The sequence below is a fragment of the Streptomyces sp. NPDC057682 genome (assembly GCF_042799575.1).
GTDB lineage: Bacteria > Actinomycetota > Actinomycetes > Streptomycetales > Streptomycetaceae > Streptomyces.
This window is the reverse complement of the sequence record NZ_JBHVIN010000007.1, coordinates 332,621-350,574: the sequence shown is the minus strand read 5'-3', so window position 1 is coordinate 350,574 and position 17,954 is coordinate 332,621. Positions and strand designations below refer to the sequence as shown.

The 17,954-nt window shown below is 72.0% G+C and carries 14 protein-coding genes; 4 read left to right on the top strand and 10 right to left on the bottom strand.

Annotated elements, in window-relative coordinates; genetic code table 11:
* Position 1: 1 nt before the first annotated feature.
* The 7 genes from ACFVDM_RS15760 to ACFVDM_RS15730 form a co-directional block, all read right to left on the bottom strand.
* Complete coding sequence (locus tag ACFVDM_RS15760; protein WP_383638907.1) at positions 2–529, bottom strand: MaoC family dehydratase; 528 nt, start codon at positions 527–529, stop codon at positions 2–4.
* A gap of 2 nt (positions 530–531) precedes the next feature.
* A complete protein-coding gene (locus ACFVDM_RS15755) occupies positions 532–1,506 on the bottom strand; it encodes an HpcH/HpaI aldolase/citrate lyase family protein (RefSeq protein ID WP_383638903.1) in 975 nt (324 codons plus the stop codon).
* Positions 1,503–3,515, bottom strand: a complete 2,013-nt coding sequence (locus ACFVDM_RS15750) for a protein meaA (protein ID WP_383638900.1) — start codon at positions 3,513–3,515, stop codon at positions 1,503–1,505. The genes ACFVDM_RS15755 and ACFVDM_RS15750 overlap by 4 nt, the downstream gene beginning before the upstream one ends.
* Before the next feature lies 1 nt (position 3,516).
* Positions 3,517–4,854: a crotonyl-CoA carboxylase/reductase gene (gene ccrA, locus ACFVDM_RS15745; protein WP_383638897.1), complete on the bottom strand. Its 1,338-nt coding sequence runs from the start codon at positions 4,852–4,854 to the stop codon at positions 3,517–3,519.
* A gap of 358 nt (positions 4,855–5,212) precedes the next feature.
* Positions 5,213–6,016 (bottom strand): GNAT family N-acetyltransferase, encoded by an 804-nt coding sequence (locus tag ACFVDM_RS15740; protein WP_383638894.1) that lies wholly within the window; start codon positions 6,014–6,016, stop codon positions 5,213–5,215.
* A 51-nt stretch (positions 6,017–6,067) separates the two neighbouring features.
* Positions 6,068–6,880, bottom strand: coding sequence for a TetR family transcriptional regulator (locus ACFVDM_RS15735; RefSeq protein ID WP_383638891.1), 813 nt, complete (start codon positions 6,878–6,880; stop codon positions 6,068–6,070).
* 91 nt (positions 6,881–6,971) lie between these two features.
* The gene (locus tag ACFVDM_RS15730; protein ID WP_383638888.1) at positions 6,972–8,753 is read right to left on the bottom strand and encodes a 3-hydroxyacyl-CoA dehydrogenase family protein; all 1,782 of its coding nucleotides are present in this window, start codon (positions 8,751–8,753) and stop codon (positions 6,972–6,974) included.
* Between the two features lie 356 nt (positions 8,754–9,109).
* On the opposite strand from ACFVDM_RS15730, the gene ACFVDM_RS15725 reads away from it, so the two are divergent.
* On the top strand, positions 9,110–9,682 hold the full coding sequence (locus ACFVDM_RS15725) for an adenylosuccinate lyase (protein WP_383638885.1): 573 nt from the start codon (positions 9,110–9,112) through the stop codon (positions 9,680–9,682).
* A gap of 49 nt (positions 9,683–9,731) precedes the next feature.
* Here ACFVDM_RS15725 and ACFVDM_RS15720 read toward each other — a convergent pair whose 3' ends face one another.
* Together ACFVDM_RS15720 and ACFVDM_RS15715 are read right to left on the bottom strand one after the other, a co-directional pair.
* Positions 9,732–11,303: an alpha/beta hydrolase gene (locus tag ACFVDM_RS15720; protein ID WP_383638882.1), complete on the bottom strand. Its 1,572-nt coding sequence runs from the start codon at positions 11,301–11,303 to the stop codon at positions 9,732–9,734.
* A gap of 180 nt (positions 11,304–11,483) precedes the next feature.
* The gene (locus ACFVDM_RS15715) at positions 11,484–12,536 is read right to left on the bottom strand and encodes an Rv2578c family radical SAM protein (RefSeq protein ID WP_383638879.1); all 1,053 of its coding nucleotides are present in this window, start codon (positions 12,534–12,536) and stop codon (positions 11,484–11,486) included.
* Between the two features lie 149 nt (positions 12,537–12,685).
* Here ACFVDM_RS15715 and ACFVDM_RS15710 point away from each other — a divergent pair, with 149 nt between their 5' ends.
* Together ACFVDM_RS15710 and ACFVDM_RS15705 are read left to right on the top strand one after the other, a co-directional pair.
* On the top strand, positions 12,686–13,129 hold the full coding sequence (locus ACFVDM_RS15710; protein WP_383638876.1) for an SRPBCC family protein: 444 nt from the start codon (positions 12,686–12,688) through the stop codon (positions 13,127–13,129).
* A 184-nt stretch (positions 13,130–13,313) separates the two neighbouring features.
* A complete protein-coding gene (locus ACFVDM_RS15705) occupies positions 13,314–15,767 on the top strand; it encodes an MFS transporter (protein WP_383638873.1) in 2,454 nt (817 codons plus the stop codon).
* Between the two features lie 65 nt (positions 15,768–15,832).
* Here the strand turns inward: ACFVDM_RS15705 and ACFVDM_RS15700 are convergent, their stop codons facing one another.
* On the bottom strand, positions 15,833–16,723 hold the full coding sequence (locus ACFVDM_RS15700) for a LysR family transcriptional regulator (protein WP_383638870.1): 891 nt from the start codon (positions 16,721–16,723) through the stop codon (positions 15,833–15,835).
* 147 nt (positions 16,724–16,870) lie between these two features.
* Here ACFVDM_RS15700 and ACFVDM_RS15695 point away from each other — a divergent pair, with 147 nt between their 5' ends.
* Positions 16,871–17,872 (top strand): aldo/keto reductase, encoded by a 1,002-nt coding sequence (locus ACFVDM_RS15695; RefSeq protein WP_383638867.1) that lies wholly within the window; start codon positions 16,871–16,873, stop codon positions 17,870–17,872.
* Positions 17,873–17,954: the final 82 nt, after the last annotated feature.

Sequence of the window (17,954 nt, the reverse complement as noted above, 5' to 3'; positions counted from 1 at the left end):
GCTACTTCTCCACGTTCTTCTGCGAGGGCTGGTTCAGCTCCGGGCGGCCGGGCTGCTCGCCGCCCCGCTCCTTGATGTACGTCGCGGTGGGGACCATGACCTTGCGGCGGAACACGCAGACCAGCGTGCCGTCCTGCTTGTAGCCCTTGGTCTCCACGTACACGATGCCGCGGTCGTTCTTGGACCTGGACGGGGTCTTGTCGAGCACCGTCGTCTCGCCGTAGAGGGTGTCGCCGTGGAAGGTCGGCGCCACGTGCTTCAGCGACTCCACCTCCAGATTGGCGATGGCCTTGCCGGAGACGTCGGGGACCGACATCCCGAGCAGCAGCGAGTAGATGTAGTTGCCGACGACGACGTTCTTCCCGAAGTCGGTCGTCCGCTCCGCGTAGTTGCTGTCCATGTGCAGCGGGTGATGGTTCATGGTCAGCAGGCAGAAGAGGTGGTCGTCGTACTCGGTGACCGTCTTGCCGGGCCAGTGCTTGTAGACCGCGCCGACCTCGAACTCCTCGTAGGTGCGTCCGAACTGCATGATCAGGCCTCCGGCGCTTCGAACTTCGAGGTGCGCTGCATACCGGCCGCGCGTCCCTTGCCCGCCACGACCAGGGCCATCTTGCGGCTGGCCTCGTCGATCATCTCGTCGCCGAGCATCGCCGAGCCCTTCTTGCCGCCCTCCTCGGAGGTGCACCAGTCGTACGCGTCGAGGATCATCTCGGCGTGGTCGTAGTCCTCCTGCGAGGGCGAGAAGACCTCGTTGGCCGCGTCGACCTGGCCGGGGTGCAGCACCCACTTGCCGTCGAAGCCGAGCGCGGCGGCACGGCCGGCCACCTCGCGGTAGGCGTCCACGTCGCGGATCTGGAGGAAGGGGCCGTCGATCGCCTGGAGGTCGTGGGCGCGGGCCGCCATCAGGATGCGCATGAGGATGTAGTGGTACGCGTCCGCCGGGTAGCCGGGCGGCTGCTGGCCGACGACCAGGGTCTTCATGTTGATCGACGCCATGAAGTCGGCCGGGCCGAAGATCAGCGTCTCCAGGCGCGGGGAGGCGGCGGCGATGTCGTCGATGTTGACGAGGCCCTTGGCGTTCTCGATCTGCGCCTCGATGCCGATCCGCCCGACCTCGAAGCCCATCGTCTTCTCGATCTGGGTCAGCAGCAGGTCCAGCGCCACGACCTGCTGGGCGTCCTGGACCTTCGGCAGCATGATGCAGTCGAGGTTCGGGCCCGCGCCCTCGACGACCGTGATCACATCGCGGTACGTCCAGTGGGTCGTCCAGTCGTTGACCCGCACCACCCGGGTCTTGCCCGTCCAGTCGCCGTTGTTCAGCGCGTCGACGATGTGGTGGCGGGCGCCCTCCTTGGCGAGCGGGGCGCAGGCGTCCTCCAGGTCCAGGAAGACCTGGTCTGCGGGGAGGCCCTGGGCCTTCTCCAGGAACCGCGGGTTCGAGCCGGGCACGGCCAGGCAGGAGCGGCGCGGGCGCAGGCGGTTCACAGGAGCGGTGGGCGTGGTCATGCGGGGACCTCCAGAGGGTCGAGCTTGTTCGCTTTCCGGATCTCGTCGACGATACGGCCGATGATCTCCGTGATACCGAAGTCCTTCGGGGTGAATACGGCGGCGACACCGGCGCTGATCAGGGCCTCGGCGTCGGCGGGGGGAATGATCCCGCCCGCGATCACCGGGATGTCGCCCGCCCCGGTGCGGCGCAGCCGGGTCAGTACGTCCGGCACCAGCTCGGCGTGCGAACCGGACAGGATCGACAGACCGACGCAGTGCACGTCCTCGGCCACGGCGGCCGAGACGATCTGTTCGGGGGTGAGGCGGATGCCCTGGTAGACGACCTCGAAGCCGGCGTCGCGGGCGCGTACGGCGATCTGCTCGGCGCCGTTGGAGTGCCCGTCCAGGCCCGGCTTGCCCACGAGGAGCCTCAGCCGGCCCGCGCCCAGCTCCTCGGCGGTCCTGGCCACCTTCTCGCGGACCAGCGCCAGCGGGGAACCCGCCTCGGCCGGCACCGCGACCGGGGCCGAGGACACACCGGTCGGCGCCCGGAACTCGCCGAAGACATCGCGCAGCGCCCAGGACCACTCACCGGTGGTGACGCCCGTGCGGGCGCACTCCAGGGTGGCCTCCATCAGGTTCCCGGTGCCCGCCGCGGCCTTCTTCAGCGCGGCCAGCGCCTCGGTGGCCCGGGGCTCGTCGCGGTTGTCGCGCCATTCGTGGAGCGCGGCGACGACGGTGGCCTCGTTCGCCGGGTCGACGGTCATGATCGCCCCGTCGAGGTCGGCGGTGAGCGGACTGGGCTCGGTCGTCTCGTAGACGTTGACGCCGACGATCTTCTCGTCGCCCGCCTCGATCCGGGCCCGACGCTCGGCGTGCGAGGAGACCAGCTCCGATTTGAGGTAGCCGGACTCGACGGCCGCCATCGCGCCGCCCATCTGCTCGATCCGGTCCATCTCGGCCAGTGCGTCGCCGACCAGCTCGTCGACCTTGGCCTCGACGACGTGCGAACCGGCGAAGATGTCCTCGTACTCCAGCAGATCGCTCTCGTGGGCCAGCACCTGCTGGATGCGCAGCGACCACTGCTGGTCCCAGGGCCGGGGCAGGCCCAGCGCCTCGTTCCAGGCGGGCAGCTGCACCGCGCGGGCGCGGGCATCCTTGGAGAGGGTGACGGCCAGCATCTCCAGGACGATGCGCTGGACGTTGTTCTCCGGCTGGGCCTCGGTCAGTCCGAGCGAGTTGACCTGGACGCCGTAGCGGAACCGGCGCTGCTTGGGGTCGGTGATGCCGTAGCGCTCCCGGGTGATGCGGTCCCAGAGGCGGCCGAAGGCCCGCATCTTGCACATCTCCTCGATGAAGCGGACGCCCGCGTTCACGAAGAACGAGATCCGGGCGACCACGTCGCCGAACTTCTCCTCCGGCACCTGGCCGGAGTCGCGGACCGCGTCGAGCACGGCGACCGCCGTCGACAGGGCGTACGCGATCTCCTGGACCGGGGTCGCCCCCGCCTCCTGGAGGTGGTAGCTGCAGATGTTGATCGGGTTCCACTTGGGGATCCGGCCGACCGCGTAGGTGATCATGTCGGTGGTCAGCCGGAGGGAGGGGCCCGGCGGGAAGACGTGCGTCCCGCGCGAGAGGTACTCCTTGACGATGTCGTTCTGGGTGGTGCCCTGGAGCTTCGCGGGGTCGGCGCCCTGCTCCTCGGCGACGACCTGGTAGAGCGCCAGGAGCCACATGGCGGTGGCGTTGATCGTCATCGAGGTGTTCATCTGCTCCAGGGGGATGTCCTGGAACAGCCGGCGCATGTCGCCGAGGTGCGAGACGGGCACCCCGACCCGGCCGACCTCGCCGCGCGCGAGGACGTGGTCGGGGTCGTAGCCGGTCTGGGTCGGCAGGTCGAAGGCGACCGACAGACCCGTCTGGCCCTTGGCGAGGTTGCGCCGGTACAGCTCGTTGGACGCCTCGGCGGTGGAGTGGCCGGCGTACGTCCGCATGAGCCAGGGGCGGTCCTTCTGGCGGCCGGCCATGTCAGACGTTCCTGAATCGGTTGATGGCGTCGATGTGCTGGGCCCGCATCTCCGCGTCGCGCACGCCCATGCCCTCCTGCGGGGCCAGCGCCAGGATGCCGACCTTGCCCTGGTGGAGGTTGCGGTGCACGTCGTACGCGGCCTGGCCGGTGTCCTCCAGGGAGTAGACCTTCGACAGCGTCGGGTGGATCTTCCCCTTGGCGACCAGGCGGTTGGCCTCCCACGCCTCGCGGTAGTTGGCGAAGTGCGAGCCGATGATCCGCTTCAGCGACATCCACAGGTAGCGGTTGTCGTACTCGTGGTGGTAGCCGGAGGTGGAGGCGCAGGTGACGATGGTGCCGCCCTTGCGGGTGACGTAGACGCTGGCGCCGAAGGTCTCGCGGCCCGGGTGCTCGAAGACGATGTCCACGTCCTCGCCGCCGGTCAGTTCGCGGATGCGCTTGCCGAAGCGCTTCCACTCGCGCGGGTCCTGCTCGTGCTCGTCCTTCCAGAACCGGTAGCCCTCGGCGTTGCGGTCGATGATGGCCTCGGCGCCCATGGCGCGGCAGATGTCCGCCTTCTCCGGGCTGGAGACCACACAGATCGGGTTGGCGCCGCCGGCCAGCGCGAACTGCGTGGCGTAGGAGCCGAGTCCGCCGCTGGCGCCCCAGATGAGGACGTTGTCGCCCTGCTTCATCCCGGCGCCGTTGCGGGAGACGAGCTGGCGGTACGCGGTGGAGTTGACCAGGCCCGGTGCCGCCGCCTCCTCCCAGCTCAGGTGGCCGGGCTTCGGCATCAGCTGGTTGGACTTCACCAGTGCCAGCTCTGCCAGGCCGCCGAAGTTGGTCTCGAAGCCCCAGATGCGCTGCTCGGGGTCGAGCATCGTGTCGTTGTGGCCGTCGGAGGACTCCAGCTCGACGGAGAGGCAGTGCGCGACGACCTCGTCACCGGGCTTCCAGGCGTTGACGCCGGGGCCGGTGCGCAGGACGACGCCCGCCAGGTCGGAGCCGATGACGTGGTAGGGCAGGTCGTGGCGCTTGGTGAGCTCGCTGAGCCGTCCGTACCGCTCCAGGAAGCCGAAGGTGGAGACGGGCTCGAAGATCGAGGTCCAGACGGAGTTGTAGTTCACCGAACTGGCCATGACGGCGACCAGGGCCTCGCCGGGGCCGAGTTCGGGGACCGGCACCTCGTCGAGGTGGAGGGAGGTGCGCGGGTCCTTGTCGCGGGATTCGAGGCCGGCGAACATGTCCGCCTCGTCCTTGTGCACGGTCACCGCGCGGTACGACTCGGGAACGGACAGGGCCGCGAAGTCTGCGGCGGTGCTGTCCTCGGACTGGATCGCGTCCAGGATTTCCTTCACGGTGTGCCTCCGGCGGTGCGGCGTTCGACGGAACGCTTGAGGGACCTGCTGGGCAGGGGGAGTGGTGGGGCGTGGAGGTGTGCCGTCGGTTCGGCGGGTGGTGCTCGGCTGGGTCGCTCTGTGGAGCGGAAGGGCTCGCCTGTGACGCAGGCGTCCGGGCGCACGGGCACCTGGCCCGCGGGGACAGCCGGCGTACGCGAGGTCTCGCTGCGCCGGCCGCCCGGACACCTTCAACGTATGGCACTCCGTGACAGCTGACAAGGCACTGCGTGCCAGGAATTTCCCTCAATTGTCATTCGCCTGCCACGCATGAGCAACAGGGGAGATGGTCTGATGCGATTTACCCCGTTACGGGCGGTCAGGCGGAGGGGCGGTAGACGTACGGGGTCGTCGTGCCCAGGGCCGTGAAGCCGAGGCGCTGGAGAATGGGCCGGCTGTTCTCGGTGGCGTCGACCTGGAGATACCGGAAGCCGCGCGCGGCGGCGATCCGGGCACGGAAGGCCACCAGCGCCCGGTAGAGGCCCCGGCCGCGCCACTCCTCGACCGTGCCCCCGCCCCACAGCCCGGCGAAGCCGGTGCCCGGATACAACTCCATCCGGGCCGAGGAGACCGGCTCCCCGTCCGCCAGGGCCACCACCGCCACGATGTGCTCCGGATCCTCGCGGAGCCGGGCCACCAGCTGCCGTCGCAGCCGCTCCCCGTCGTCGCCGAAGGCCCGCTCGTGGACGCGCGACATCAGCGCGGCACCGGCCTCGTCGCGCACCGTGAGCAGCCGGACGCCGTCGGGCAGCGTGACGTCCGTGGCCAGTTCCGCGACCGGCGCCACGAGCAGCGTCTCCGGCTCCTCCGGCACGAAACCGGCCGCCCGCAGCCGGTCGCCCAGATCGGCCGGCCGGTCGTGCGCGTACAGCTTCCACTCGAAGGAGCCGTACCCGTGCGCCGCGCAGTGCGCCACCTGCGCGGCGATCGCCGCGTCGGCGCGGGCCGCGTCCAGGTCCGGCGCCGACCAGACGACGCCGTTCCAGTCGTCGGCGGAGCCGACCTGGCGTACGACGTCGGCGGTGCGCTCCACGCGGACCCCGGGGCCGTCGGGGCGGGCGTGTTCACGCATCTCGCGGTCGAAGACGGCGAGCAGGTCGGCGGCGGCGGGGCGCAGGTCCATCCGCCCACCCCAGCACCGCGCGGCGGCCCCGGCAATCGGGTTTCGGCCCGCTCAGCGCTCCCCGAGGGCCTGCTGGATGGTGCGCATCACTTCGTCCAGCGGGGCGTCGGTCCGGGCCACGGCCACCAGGACCTCGCCCTCCGTGCTCACCGAGGCGGCCGGCCTGACGGGCTCGGCCGCGGCCTTCCGGCCGGCGCCGATCCCCGTGCCGAAGGTGTCCCGGACGATGGCGAAGGCCTGGTCGAGCTGGGCCTCCACATCGCCCCGGCCGTCGGCGCGCAGCCAGCGGCGCAGCACATGGTTGTGCGCGGTGACCACGGCGGAGGCGGCGACCTCGGCCAGCAGCGGATCGTCGTTGCCGGCCTGGTGGTCGCGCTCGTCGAAATGGCCCAGGAGATAGCGGGTGAACAGCCGCTCGTAGCGGGCCACCGAGGCGATCTCGGCCTGGCGCAGGGTGGGCACCTCGCGGGTCAGCTTGTAGCGGGCCACCGAGACGGCCGGCTTCGCCGCGTACATCCGCATGACTTCCTTGATGCCGCGGCAGACCGTGTCGAGCGGATGCTCGTGCGCGGGTGCGGCGTTGAGGACGGCCTCGGCCCGTACGAGGGTGTCGTCGTGGTCCGGGAAGATCGCCTCTTCCTTGGAGCGGAAGTGCCGGAAGAAGGTCCGCCGGGCGACGCCCGCCGCGCCCGCGATCTCGTCGACGGTCGTCGCCTCGTACCCCTTCGTGGCGAAGAGCTCCATGGCCGCGGCGGCCAGTTCGCGGCGCATTTTGAGCCGTTGGGCGGCGGCGCGGGTGCCCGCGGCACTCTCCGGGACGTCGGGCGCGGCGGACACACGGGGGGACCTGGCGGGCTGGGACATGGTGTGAACGTACTGCATCGGTCCCGGGGAGCGCGCCTGCGGGGGCGGGCCGCCCAGGGGTCCGAGCAGCCCGCCCCAGCCGGCCCCGGGGTCAGCGCCGGGCATATTCGCGGAAGCCGCGGCCCGTCTTGCGGCCGAGGCAGCCCGCGGCCACCAGATGCTCCAGGAGCGGGGCGGGCGCCAGGCCCGGATCGCGGAACTCGCTGTGCAGCACCTTCTCGATGGCGAGCGAGACATCGAGCCCGACGACGTCCAGCAGTTCGAAGGGACCCATCGGGTAGCCGCCGCCCAGCTTCATCGCGGCGTCGATGTCGTCGAGGCTGGCGTAGTGCTCCTCGACCATCTTGACGGCGTTGTTCAGGTACGGGAAGAGCAGCGCGTTCACGATGAACCCGGCCCGGTCCCCGCAGTCCACGGGGTGCTTGCGGACCTTCGCGCAGACCTCGCGGACCGTGGCGTGGACGTCGTCGGCGGTGAGCACCGTGCGGACGACCTCGACCAGCTTCATCGCCGGGGCGGGGTTGAAGAAGTGCATCCCGATGACGTCCTCGGGCCGCGTGGTGGCGCGGGCGATCGAGACGACGGGCAGCGAGGAGGTGGTGGTGGCGAGCACCGCGCCCGGCCGGCACACCTTGTCCAGCGCGGCGAAGAGCTGCCGCTTGACCGCCAGGTCCTCGGCGACCGCCTCCACGGCCAGGTCGACCTCGGCGAAGGCGTCCAGCGAGCCCGCCGGGACGATACGGGCCAGCGTCTCGTCCCGGGCCTCGGCCGTCAGCCGTCCCTTGGTGACCGAACGCTCCAGGGACTTCGCGATCCGGGCCTTGGCGGTGTCCGCCTTCTCCTGACCGCGCGCGGCCAGCACCACGTCGTATCCGGCCTTGGCGAAGACCTCCGCGATGCCCGAGGCCATCGTCCCGGAGCCCGCGACGCCCACCGAGCGCACCGGACGGCCGGCGTCCGCCGCGCGGTCCGGCGCCGGGGTGAGCGCGTCCGGCACCACGTCCGGGCTGCCCGGCTCCGCGTAGGTGTAGAAGCCGCGGCCCGTCTTGCGGCCGGTCAGTCCGGCCTCGCTGAGCTGGCCCAGGACGGGGGCGGGGGCGTGCAGCCGGTCGTGCGAGGAGGAGTACATGGCCTCCAGCACCGTGCGCGCCGTGTCGATGCCGATCAGGTCCAGCAGGGCGAGCGGCCCCATCGGAAGACCGCAGCCGAGCTTCATCGCCGCGTCGATGTCCTCGCGCGAGGCGTAGTTGGCCTCGTACATGGCGGCGGCCTGGTTGAGATAGCCGAAGAGCAGCCCGTCGGCGACGAAGCCGGGACGGTCGCCGACCGCGACGGGCTCCTTGCCGAGCTGCCGGGCGAGCGCCGTGACGGCCTCGACGGCGGGCGGCGCGGTCAGCACCGAGGAGACCACCTCGACCAGCTTCATCGCCGGGGCCGGATTGAAGAAGTGCAGCCCGAGGACGCGCTCGGGGTGCTGCGACTCGGCCGCCAGCCGGGTCACGGACAGGGCGTTGGTGCCGGTGGCCAGGATCGTGGCCGGGGCGACGACCGCGTCCAGCTCCCGGAAGACCCGCTGCTTGAGTTCGTAGTTCTCCGGCACGACCTCGATCACCAGCTCCGCGTCCGCGGCGGCCTGGAGATCGGAGAAGGTGCGGAACCGGGCGAGGGCGTCGCGCCGTTCCCGCTCGGTGATCCGCTCGCGCCGCACGGCACGGGCGGTGGCGGCCTCCAGGGAGGCGACGGCCTGCCGGGCCGCCTCCTCGCTGACGTCGATGCCGATCACCTCGTGGCCGGCGCAGGTCAGGACCTCGGCGATGCCGGTGCCCATCGTGCCGAGGCCGACGACGGCAATGGTGCTGAAGGGGGTGTCCATCACGGGACTCCAGGGATGAGTGACGACTGGGGGACGCGGGGCCGATGAGAGGGGGCGCGGAGCCCGAACGGCGCGCGGGAAATACCTGTCGTGGTGCTCGGGCCCGTGCACACACGGCGCACACGACCCACGAGGGGCGACGGACCCTGTCCCGGAGTCACGTCTCGCAAAACTGCCGAACCGACCAACACTCCGGACGGCTGCGTCACCAGGCCACCGGAGCAAGCGGGGAGTGTGTCCCGCTCACATGAGATTAACCGACGGGTAATGAGCGCGCCAGCCCCTCCCTTCTGTGGCCCCCCTCACAGACGCCGCCCCCATCGGCACGCTGTGTGCCCGGCGATACGCTGAGCGTCATGGATGAGGAGTTCCGTTCACTGGCACACCGACTGGCGGACGAGGCGGGGGAGTCGGCGGCCTACCACCGGCTGCTGGCCACCGAGGACGACGAGGAACTGGCCCGGGTCCTCGTCGAGCGCGAACGCCCGCTCTGGGCCCGCGAGATCGCGGCGTTCCGGCTGGGCTGCGGCGGCGACCGCCGCGCCTTCGAGCCCCTGGTGCTGCTGCTCAACCACCGCGACCCGGAACGCTGCGTCGCCGCCGCCCACGCCCTGGCCCGACTCGGTGACCCCCGCACCCCCCGCGCGGCCGCCGCGCTCGCCACCAACTCCCTGCGCACCGCCTACGCCCTGCACCCGGTCCGTCTGCTCACCGCACTGCGCGCCCCCGAGTCCGCCCCCGCCCTGATGACCACGCTCTCCCGGCTGCTGGCCCCCGACGAGCCCCACTGGCGAGTGGCCCTGGCCTGCGTCGAGGGGCTGGGCGCGCTGGGCGACGTCCGGGCCCGCCCGGTCCTGGAGGCGGCCCTGCCCCATCCGCGGCTGGGCTCCGCCGCCACGGCCGCGCTCGGCCGGCTCCCGGCGCGGTGAAGGGGGGCGGGTCGCCCCGCCCCCCTTCACCGGAGAGCCCCGTGCCGTCTCAGCGCCGGAAGCCGAGCAGTCCGTGCAGGACGCTCCCCCGTCCGCTCTCCTCGGAACGCGTCGCGGGCCGTGCCGACTTGGCACTCGCGGGTTTCGGGTCGGGCGTCTTCGCGCAGACCGCGTCGGCGTCGCCGCCGCTGCCCCGGGGCACCGTGCCCTTGGCCAGGTAGTCCGTCAGATAGCGGTCCAGGCAGTCGTTGCCGCTGAGCGTGATGCCGTGGTTGCCGCCGCCCTGTTCGACGACGAGGCTGGAGCCCTTGAGCTTGCGGTGCAGGGTGACGCCGCCCTCGTACGGGGTGGCCGCGTCGTCCGTCGCCTGGAAGAGGAGGACCGGGGGCAGCGAGCGGTTGGAGACCCGGACCGGGTTCAGCGGTTCCACCGGCCAGTCGGCGCACGGGGCGTTGTACCAGGTGTTGCCCCAGGTCATGAACGGCGCCTTGGCGTGGATCCGGACGGAGTCGTTGCGCCACACGTTCCAGTCGCGCGGCCACTGGGCGTCCCGGCACTGCACGGCCGTGTAGACCGCGTACCCGTTGTCGCCCTCGGCGTCGACCGCGCCGAACCGGTCGAACGCCTTGACCAGGGCCTTCTCGTCCTTGTCGTGCACATAGGCGGCGAACGCGGTGGCCAGCGTGGGCCAGTAGCCGTTGTAGTAGCCGCCGGGCAGGAAGGTGTCGTCCAGCTCGCCCGGTCCGACCTTCCCGCCCGCCGGACGCTGCGCGACCGCGTCCCGCATCCGGTACCAGGCGCGCTCGACGCCGGCCGGATCCGTGCCCAGCCCGTAGACGTCGTCGTACTGCGCGACCCAGGCGGCGAACGCCTTGTGCCGGGTGTCGAACGCGTAGTCCTGCTCCAGGTTGTCGTCGTACCAGACCCCGTCCGGGTCCACGTTGGAGTCGAGGACCAGCCGGCGCACCCGCTCCGGGAACAGCTTGGCGTAGACCGCGCCGAGATAGGTGCCGTAGGAGTAGCCGAAATAGTTCAGCTGCCGGGCGCCGGTCGCGCGCCGGATCACGTCGAGGTCCTTGGCCGCGCTCACGGTGTCCATGTACGGGAGCAGGTCCGGGTACTTCTTCCCGCAGGTGGCGGCGAAGTCGCGGGCGCGGTTGCGGTTGACCCGCTCGTCCAGGAGGGAGCGCGGCACCGGGTCGGGGCGCACCGGGTCGAAGTACCGGGGCACGCAGTCCAGGGCGGGCCGGCTCCGGCCGACGCCGCGCGGGTCGAAGCCGATCACGTCGTACTGCGCGGCCACCGCTTCGGGCAGCGCGGAGGCGACGAAGCCCGCCATCGACAGACCGCTGCCGCCCGGCCCGCCCGGATTGACCAGCAGCGGGCCCTGGAAGGTCTTCGCGGTGTGCGGCACCCGGGTCAGCGCGAGGGTGACCGTACGGCCCGTGGGATCGTCGTGGTCGAGCGGGGAGCGCACCGTGGCGCACTGGAGCGTCGGGGCGGATTCGGTGCCGCAGGCGGTCCACTTGAGCGCGGCGGCGCGGTCGCCGGGGCCGGCGCTCGCCGTGGCCGGGGCGGCGGTCACCAGACCGGCGACCGTCGCCCCGACGGCGAGGAGCATTCCTGGGCGGGTTCCTGAACGGTTCGTCATAAGGGCCTTCCGTGACGGGGAGCACGGCTGCGCGCGACGCAGCCCCGGCCGCATGCTCCCCGCATTCGGGGGCGGAAGGACCTGTTCCGGTGAGAGATGACCCGTTTGCCCGCGCATGCGCCGGTACGTGCGCCGGGAAGGCGGCTCCGGTCAGAGGAGCGTGAGCTGGGTCGGGCCCGGAGCGTCGGCCGGCCCGGACCCCGGAGTCCCGCGCCGGGGGAGCGCCCGGGGCGTGCCCCGGTGCGAGGGTCCGATGCCGTACTCGGCGGCCAGTTCATGGACGAGCCGGGTGATCCGGCGCTGGTACCAGGTGGGGGCGTACGCCCCGTCCGCGTACAGCCGCTCGTACCGTCCCACCAGCCCCGGGTGGTGCCGGCCCAGCCACTCCATGAACCACTCCCGGGCGCCCGGCCGCAGATGCAGGACGAGCGGGGTGACCGAGGTGGCCCCGGCGGCGGCGATCGCGCGGACGGTCTCGCGCAGCTGCTCCGGACGGTCGCCGAGGTAGGGGATCACCGGCGCCATCAGCACCCCGCAGCCGATGCCGTGCTCGCCGAGCGTCCGGACGACGTCGAGGCGGCGCTCGGGGGCGGGGGTGCCGGGCTCCACCGTGCGCCACAGCTCGGGGTCGGTGAAGCCGACCGAGACCGAGACCCCGACCTCGGTGACCTCGGCGGCCTGCCGCAGCAGCTCCAGATCGCGCAGGATCAGCGTGCCCTTGGTGAGGATCGAGAACGGGTTGGCGTGGTCGCGCAGGGCGGCCAGGATGCCGGGCATCAGCCGGTAGCGGCCCTCCGCCCGCTGGTAGCAGTCGACATTGGTGCCCATCGCGACGTGCGCCCCGTGCCAGCGCGGCGAGGCGATCTCGCGGCGGACCAGTTCGGGCGCGTTGACCTTGACGACGATCTGCGAGTCGAAGCCGAGCCCGGTGTCGAGGTCGAGATAGCTGTGGGTCTTGCGGGCGAAGCAGTAGACGCAGGCGTGCGAGCAGCCCCGGTACGGGTTCACCGTCCATTCGAACGGCATCCGCGAGGCCCCGGGCACCCGGTTCACGATCGAACGGGCCCGGACCTCGTGGAAGGTGATGCCCCTGAACTCGGGGGTGTCGAAGGTCCTCGTCGTCACCGCGTCGGCGGCGAAGAGCGCGCCCGCACCGGTCGCGGGCTCGCCGGAGTTGTTCTCGGCCAGATGGTCCCAGCGCATGGACGCCTCCTCGGTAGTACTGCCCCGAGAATAGAACACTTGTTCCCTTGATCGTTTTCCCCCCTTCGTCCCGGACCGGATTTTGAGCCCGGCGGCCGAGGTGGTTGGCTCAGCAGCACCCGGAACAACCGAGTGCTGGAGGAACAGGCATGGCGCAGGTCGAGGCCACGACGGAGCGGATCATCGCGGCGGACGCGGAGGCGGTGTTCGACGCGCTGGCCGACTACAAGGACGTGCGCGGCAAGGTGCTGCCCGGCCACTTCAGCGAGTACGAGGTGCGCGAGGGCGGCGACGGCGAGGGCACCCTGGTGCACTGGAAGCTCCAGGCCACCAGCAAGCGGGTGCGCGACTGCCTGCTGGAGGTCAGCGAGCCGAGCGACGGGCAGCTCGTGGAGAAGGACCGCAACTCCTCGATGGTCACCACCTGGACCGTCACCCCGGCCGGCGAGGGCCGCTCCAAGGCCGTCGTCTCCACCGTCTGGAACGGGGCCGGCGGCATCGGCGGATTCTTCGAGAGGACCTTCGCCCCCAAGGGACTTGGGCGCATCTACGACGAACTCCTCGCCAATCTCGCCGCCGAGGTCGAGAAGTAGTCCCCGAACCCGCTCCGCGGCCTCACCGGTTCGGGTGGTCTTTCCGGACGGCCGGTGGTGCGCCGTAGTGGCTCCGACCGGGGATTAAGCCCCGGAGTGCGCCGTCGGCGCCCCCTCGTCGCGTTTGCCCTCGCTTGTCATGCAATGCGAGAAATGTGCGGCAGCGCGACGAGGGGAGCGGCACGTGGTGGGTGGCATCACTCTGGTGAAGGACGAGCCGGACGGGACGGACGGCACCGGAGGACCGCCCGGGGCGGTCGCGCCACCGCCCCCCGGTACGACCCCGGAACCGGCCGTACCGGCCGTGCCCGACGGGGCGGTGACCGATCCCCGCCGGATCCGGCTCGTCTTCGTCGGGCTGATGCTCACGCTCCTGCTCGCCGCGCTCGACCAGATGATCGTCGCGACCGCGCTCCCGAAGATCGTCGGCGAACTGCACGGCCTGGAGAAGATGTCCTGGGCGGTCACCGCCTATCTCCTCGCCTCGACCATCGGACTGCCCGTCTACGGCAAGCTCGGCGACCTCTTCGGACGCAAGGGCGTCTTCCAGTTCGCGATCGTCACCTTCGTCATCGGCTCCGCGCTGGCCGGCTGGTCGCGCACCATGGACGAACTCATCGCCTTCCGCGCCCTCCAGGGCGTCGGCGGCGGCGGGCTGATGATCGGCGTGCAGGCGATCATCGCCGACGTCGTACCGCCCCGCGAACGCGGCCGGTTCATGGGCCTGATCGGCGCCGCCTTCGGCCTCGCGTCCGTGGCCGGCCCGCTGCTCGGCGGCTTCTTCACCGATCACGCCTCCTGGCGCTGGTGCTTCTACATCAACGTGCCGTTCGGGCTGGTCACCCTGGCCGTCATCACCGTCGTGCTGAAACTGCCGAAGCCGTCCGTCCGGCCCCGCCTCGACATCCTCGGCGCGGTCCTGCTGGCCGCCGCCTCCACCTGTCTGGTCCTGCTGACCAGCTGGGGCGGGACCGAGTACGCCTGGGGCTCCGCCACCATCCTGGGCCTCGCCGCCGGAGCTGCCGGAACGACTCTGCTGTTCGTCGCCGTCGAGCACCGCGCGCCCGAACCCATCATCCCGCTGCGGCTGTTCCGCGACTCGATCTTCAACGTCACCGCCCTGGTCGGCGCGGTGGTCGGCGTCGCGCTGTTCGGCGCCGCCTCGTATCTGCCGACCTTCCTCCAGATGGTCGACGGGGCCACCGCCACCGAGTCCGGGCTGCTGATGCTCCCGATGATGGGCGGCATCGTCGGCGCCTCCGTCGTCTCCGGCCAGCTCATCTCCCGCACCGGGCGCTACCGGATCTACCCGATCGCCGGCAGCGCGGTCTCCGCCCTCGGCATGTGGCTGCTCTCCCGGCTGGAGACGGACACCCCGCGCCTCGAATACAGCATCGCCCAGGCCGTCCTGGGCCTCGGCATCGGGCTGATCATGCCGGTCCTCGTCCTCGCCGTGCAGAACTCCGTACGCCCCGCCGACCTCGGCACCGCGACCAGCGCCAACAACTACTTCCGGCAGATCGGCGGCAGCGTCGGCGCCGCCGTGTTCGGCACCCTCTTCGCCGGCCGGCTGGCCGACGCCCTCGCCGTACGGCTGCCCACCGGCAGCGATCTGCCCGACCCCGAATCGATCACGCCGCAACTGGTCCACGCGATGGACCCCGCGCTGCGCGACGCCTACATCCGGGCCTACGCCGACGCCATGCCCCGGATCTTCCTCTACCTCGTGCCGGTGCTCGTGCTCGGCCTGGTCCTCGCCTTCTTCCTCAAGGAGAAACCCCTGGTGTCCCACCACAGCCCCGAAACCGAAGCCGAGCCCGCGACGATCCCCTCCGCCCGCACCGACCGGTCCGCCCCCGCCCCGGCCCCCGTCCACCCCGGCGGCGTCCCGGTCTGCGGAGCCGTCCAGCACCCCGACGGCACGAAGGTGCCCCGCGCCGCGCTCACCCTGATCGACGTCCAGGGCCGGCAGGTCGGCCGGGGCGCCAGCGGCGACGACGGGCGGTACGCGCTCAGCGCGCCCGGCGCCGGATCGTACGTCCTCATCGCCGCGGCCGGCGGCCACCAGCCGCAGGCCGTCAGCGTCACCGTCGGCGAACGCCCGGTCGACCTCGACGTGGTGCTCGGCGGCGCCGGACGGCTGGCCGGGACCGTACTGACGGCGGACGGCATCCCCGTGCGCGACGCCTCCGTCACCCTCACCGACGTCCGCGGCGAGGTCGTCGCCTCCACCCGCAGCGGACGCGAGGGCGGCTATGTGATCGGCGAACTGGTCGCGGGGGAGTACACCCTCGCCGCCTCCGCACCCGCGTTCCGGCCCGCCGCGCTGCCCGTCAGCGTCCAGGCGGCCAGGGAGACCCGGCAGGACATCGAACTCGCGGGCGGCGCCGTGCTGCGCGGCATCGTCCGGGCGACCGGCGGACGCCCCGTCGAGGACGCCCGGGTGACCCTCCTGGACGCCGCCGGCAATGTCGTCGACACCCAGACCACCGGCCCCGACGGGGCGTTCCGCTTCGTCGACCTGTCCACCGGCGAGTACACCGTGATCGCCGCCGGCTACCCGCCGGTCGCCACCGTCCTCCAGGTCGCGGGCGGCGGACGCACCGAACGCGACCTCCAGCTCGGCCACGAGGACTGAGGCCTGTCCGGACCGGAACCCCACGGCGGGTTCCGGTCCGGACGCGGCGCCCCGGGCCCCGCGCCTCAGCGGCCGGTGTCCTGCCGGACGAGCGCCATCAGCGCCCGCGCCCCCGGGCTCATCGCCTGCGCCTCCGGCAGCACCATCACGCTCTCGTACGACGGCCGGCCCGCCCCGTCCAGCGCGACCGCCGCCAGCCCCCGGGCCTCCGGCTTGCGGGCGAAGTGGTGCGGGACCACCGCGATCCCCAGCCCCTCGTGCACCAGCTCCAGCAGACTGTGCACATCGCTGACCTCCAGCGCCACCGTGCGCCGCACCCCGGCGGCGGCGAACGCCGCGTCGGCCGCGCGCCTCGGCCCGAAGTCCGGGTGGAAGTCGATGAAGCCCTCCTCCGGCAGCTCGCCCCAACCGGCGCGCTCCGCCGACGCCAGCCGGTGGTCCGGCGCGCAGAGCAGCACCAGCGGCTCCGTGGCGAGCGGCACCAGTTCGCCGCGCCACTCGCCCCGGGGAACCCCGGAGGCGAAAGCGATGTCCAGCCGCCCGCCCGCCACCCCCTCGACCAGATGCGTCGTCCCCTCCTGGCGGAGCCGGATCTCCATCTGCGGATGGGCGCGGTGGAACGCCGCGAGCAGCCGGGGCAGCCGCACCCCCGCCACGCACTGCTCCACCCCCACCGACAGGGTGCCGCGCAGCAGCCCCCGGACCGCGTCGACCGCGTCCCGGGCCGCCCGTGCGCCCGCCAGGGTGCGCTCCGCCTCCACCAGCAGGGCGCGCCCCGCCTCGGTCAGCCGCACCCGGCGGGTGGTCCGGCTGAACAGCGGGGTGCGCAGCTCGTGTTCCAGCGCCCGGACCGAGGCCGAGAGCCCGGACTGGGAGACGGCGACGCGCTCGGCGGCCCGGGTGAAATGCTGCTCGCGGGCGACCGCGACGAAATGCTCCAGCTGGCGCAACTCCATGATTGAGAAATATAGGCGCTGAATCCCAGCGGAATCTCCTGTTGGACCGCTGGATCGATGTGCGCGAGCCTGGATCCCGCATCCCCGTCCGGGCCGACGCCGCAACGCGCCCCCGCGACCCCGTACCCCTTCGCTGTGGAGCCCCGCATGTACATCCCGTCCGCCGGCCGCTACCAGGACATGCCCTACCGGCGCACCGGGCGCAGCGGTCTGAAGCTGCCCGCCCTCTCGCTCGGCCTGTGGCACAACTTCGGCGGCGACCGGACACCGGAGTCCCAGGGCCGGATCCTGCGCCGCGCGTTCGACCTGGGCATCACCCACTTCGACCTCGCGAACAACTACGGTCCGCCGCCCGGTTCCGCCGAGACCGCGATGGGCCGGGCGCTGGCCACGGACTTCGCCCGCCACCGGGACGAGATCGTCGTCTCCACCAAGGCCGGCTATCTGATGTGGGACGGCCCGTACGGGGAGTGGGGCTCGCGCAAGAACCTGCTCGCCTCACTGGACCGGAGCCTGGAGCGGCTCGGCCTCGACTACGTCGACATCTTCTACTCGCACCGGCCCGACCCCGACACCCCGCTCGAAGAGACCATGGGGGCCCTGGACACGGCGGTGCGCCAGGGCAAGGCGCTGTACGTCGGCATCTCCAACTACTCCGCAGAGCAGACCCGGGAGGCCGCCCGCATCCTCAAGCAGCTGGGCACCCCGCTCCTCATCCACCAGCCCCGCTACTCGATGCTCGACCGCCGCCCCGAGGACGGGCTGCTCACCGCCCTGGACGAGCTGGGCGTCGGCTCCATCGCCTACTCGCCGCTGGAGCAGGGCATCCTCTCCGACCGCTATCTGCGCGGCATCCCCGAGGGCTCCCGCGCCGCCGGCAGCAGCCCCTTCCTGTCGGCCGAGGCGGTCACCCCGGACCTGGTCGAACGGCTCCGGGAACTGGACCGGCTGGCCTCCGCCCGGGGGCAGTCGCTCGCCCAGATGGCCCTCGCCTGGGTGCTGCGCGGCGGCCGGGTCACCTCCGCCGTCGTCGGGGCGAGCAGCGTCGCCCAGCTGGAGAACAGCGTCGAGTCCGTGCGCAACCTGGAGTTCGACACCAAGGAGCTCACCGCGATCGACAAGCTCCTCAAGGGCGCCCGGCGCCGCTGAGGCCTACGCCGTTCCGGGGGATGCGGCCCCGTCCGCATCCCCCGTCAGAGGCATGGACCTGTGGCGGGCACACCACCTCTGG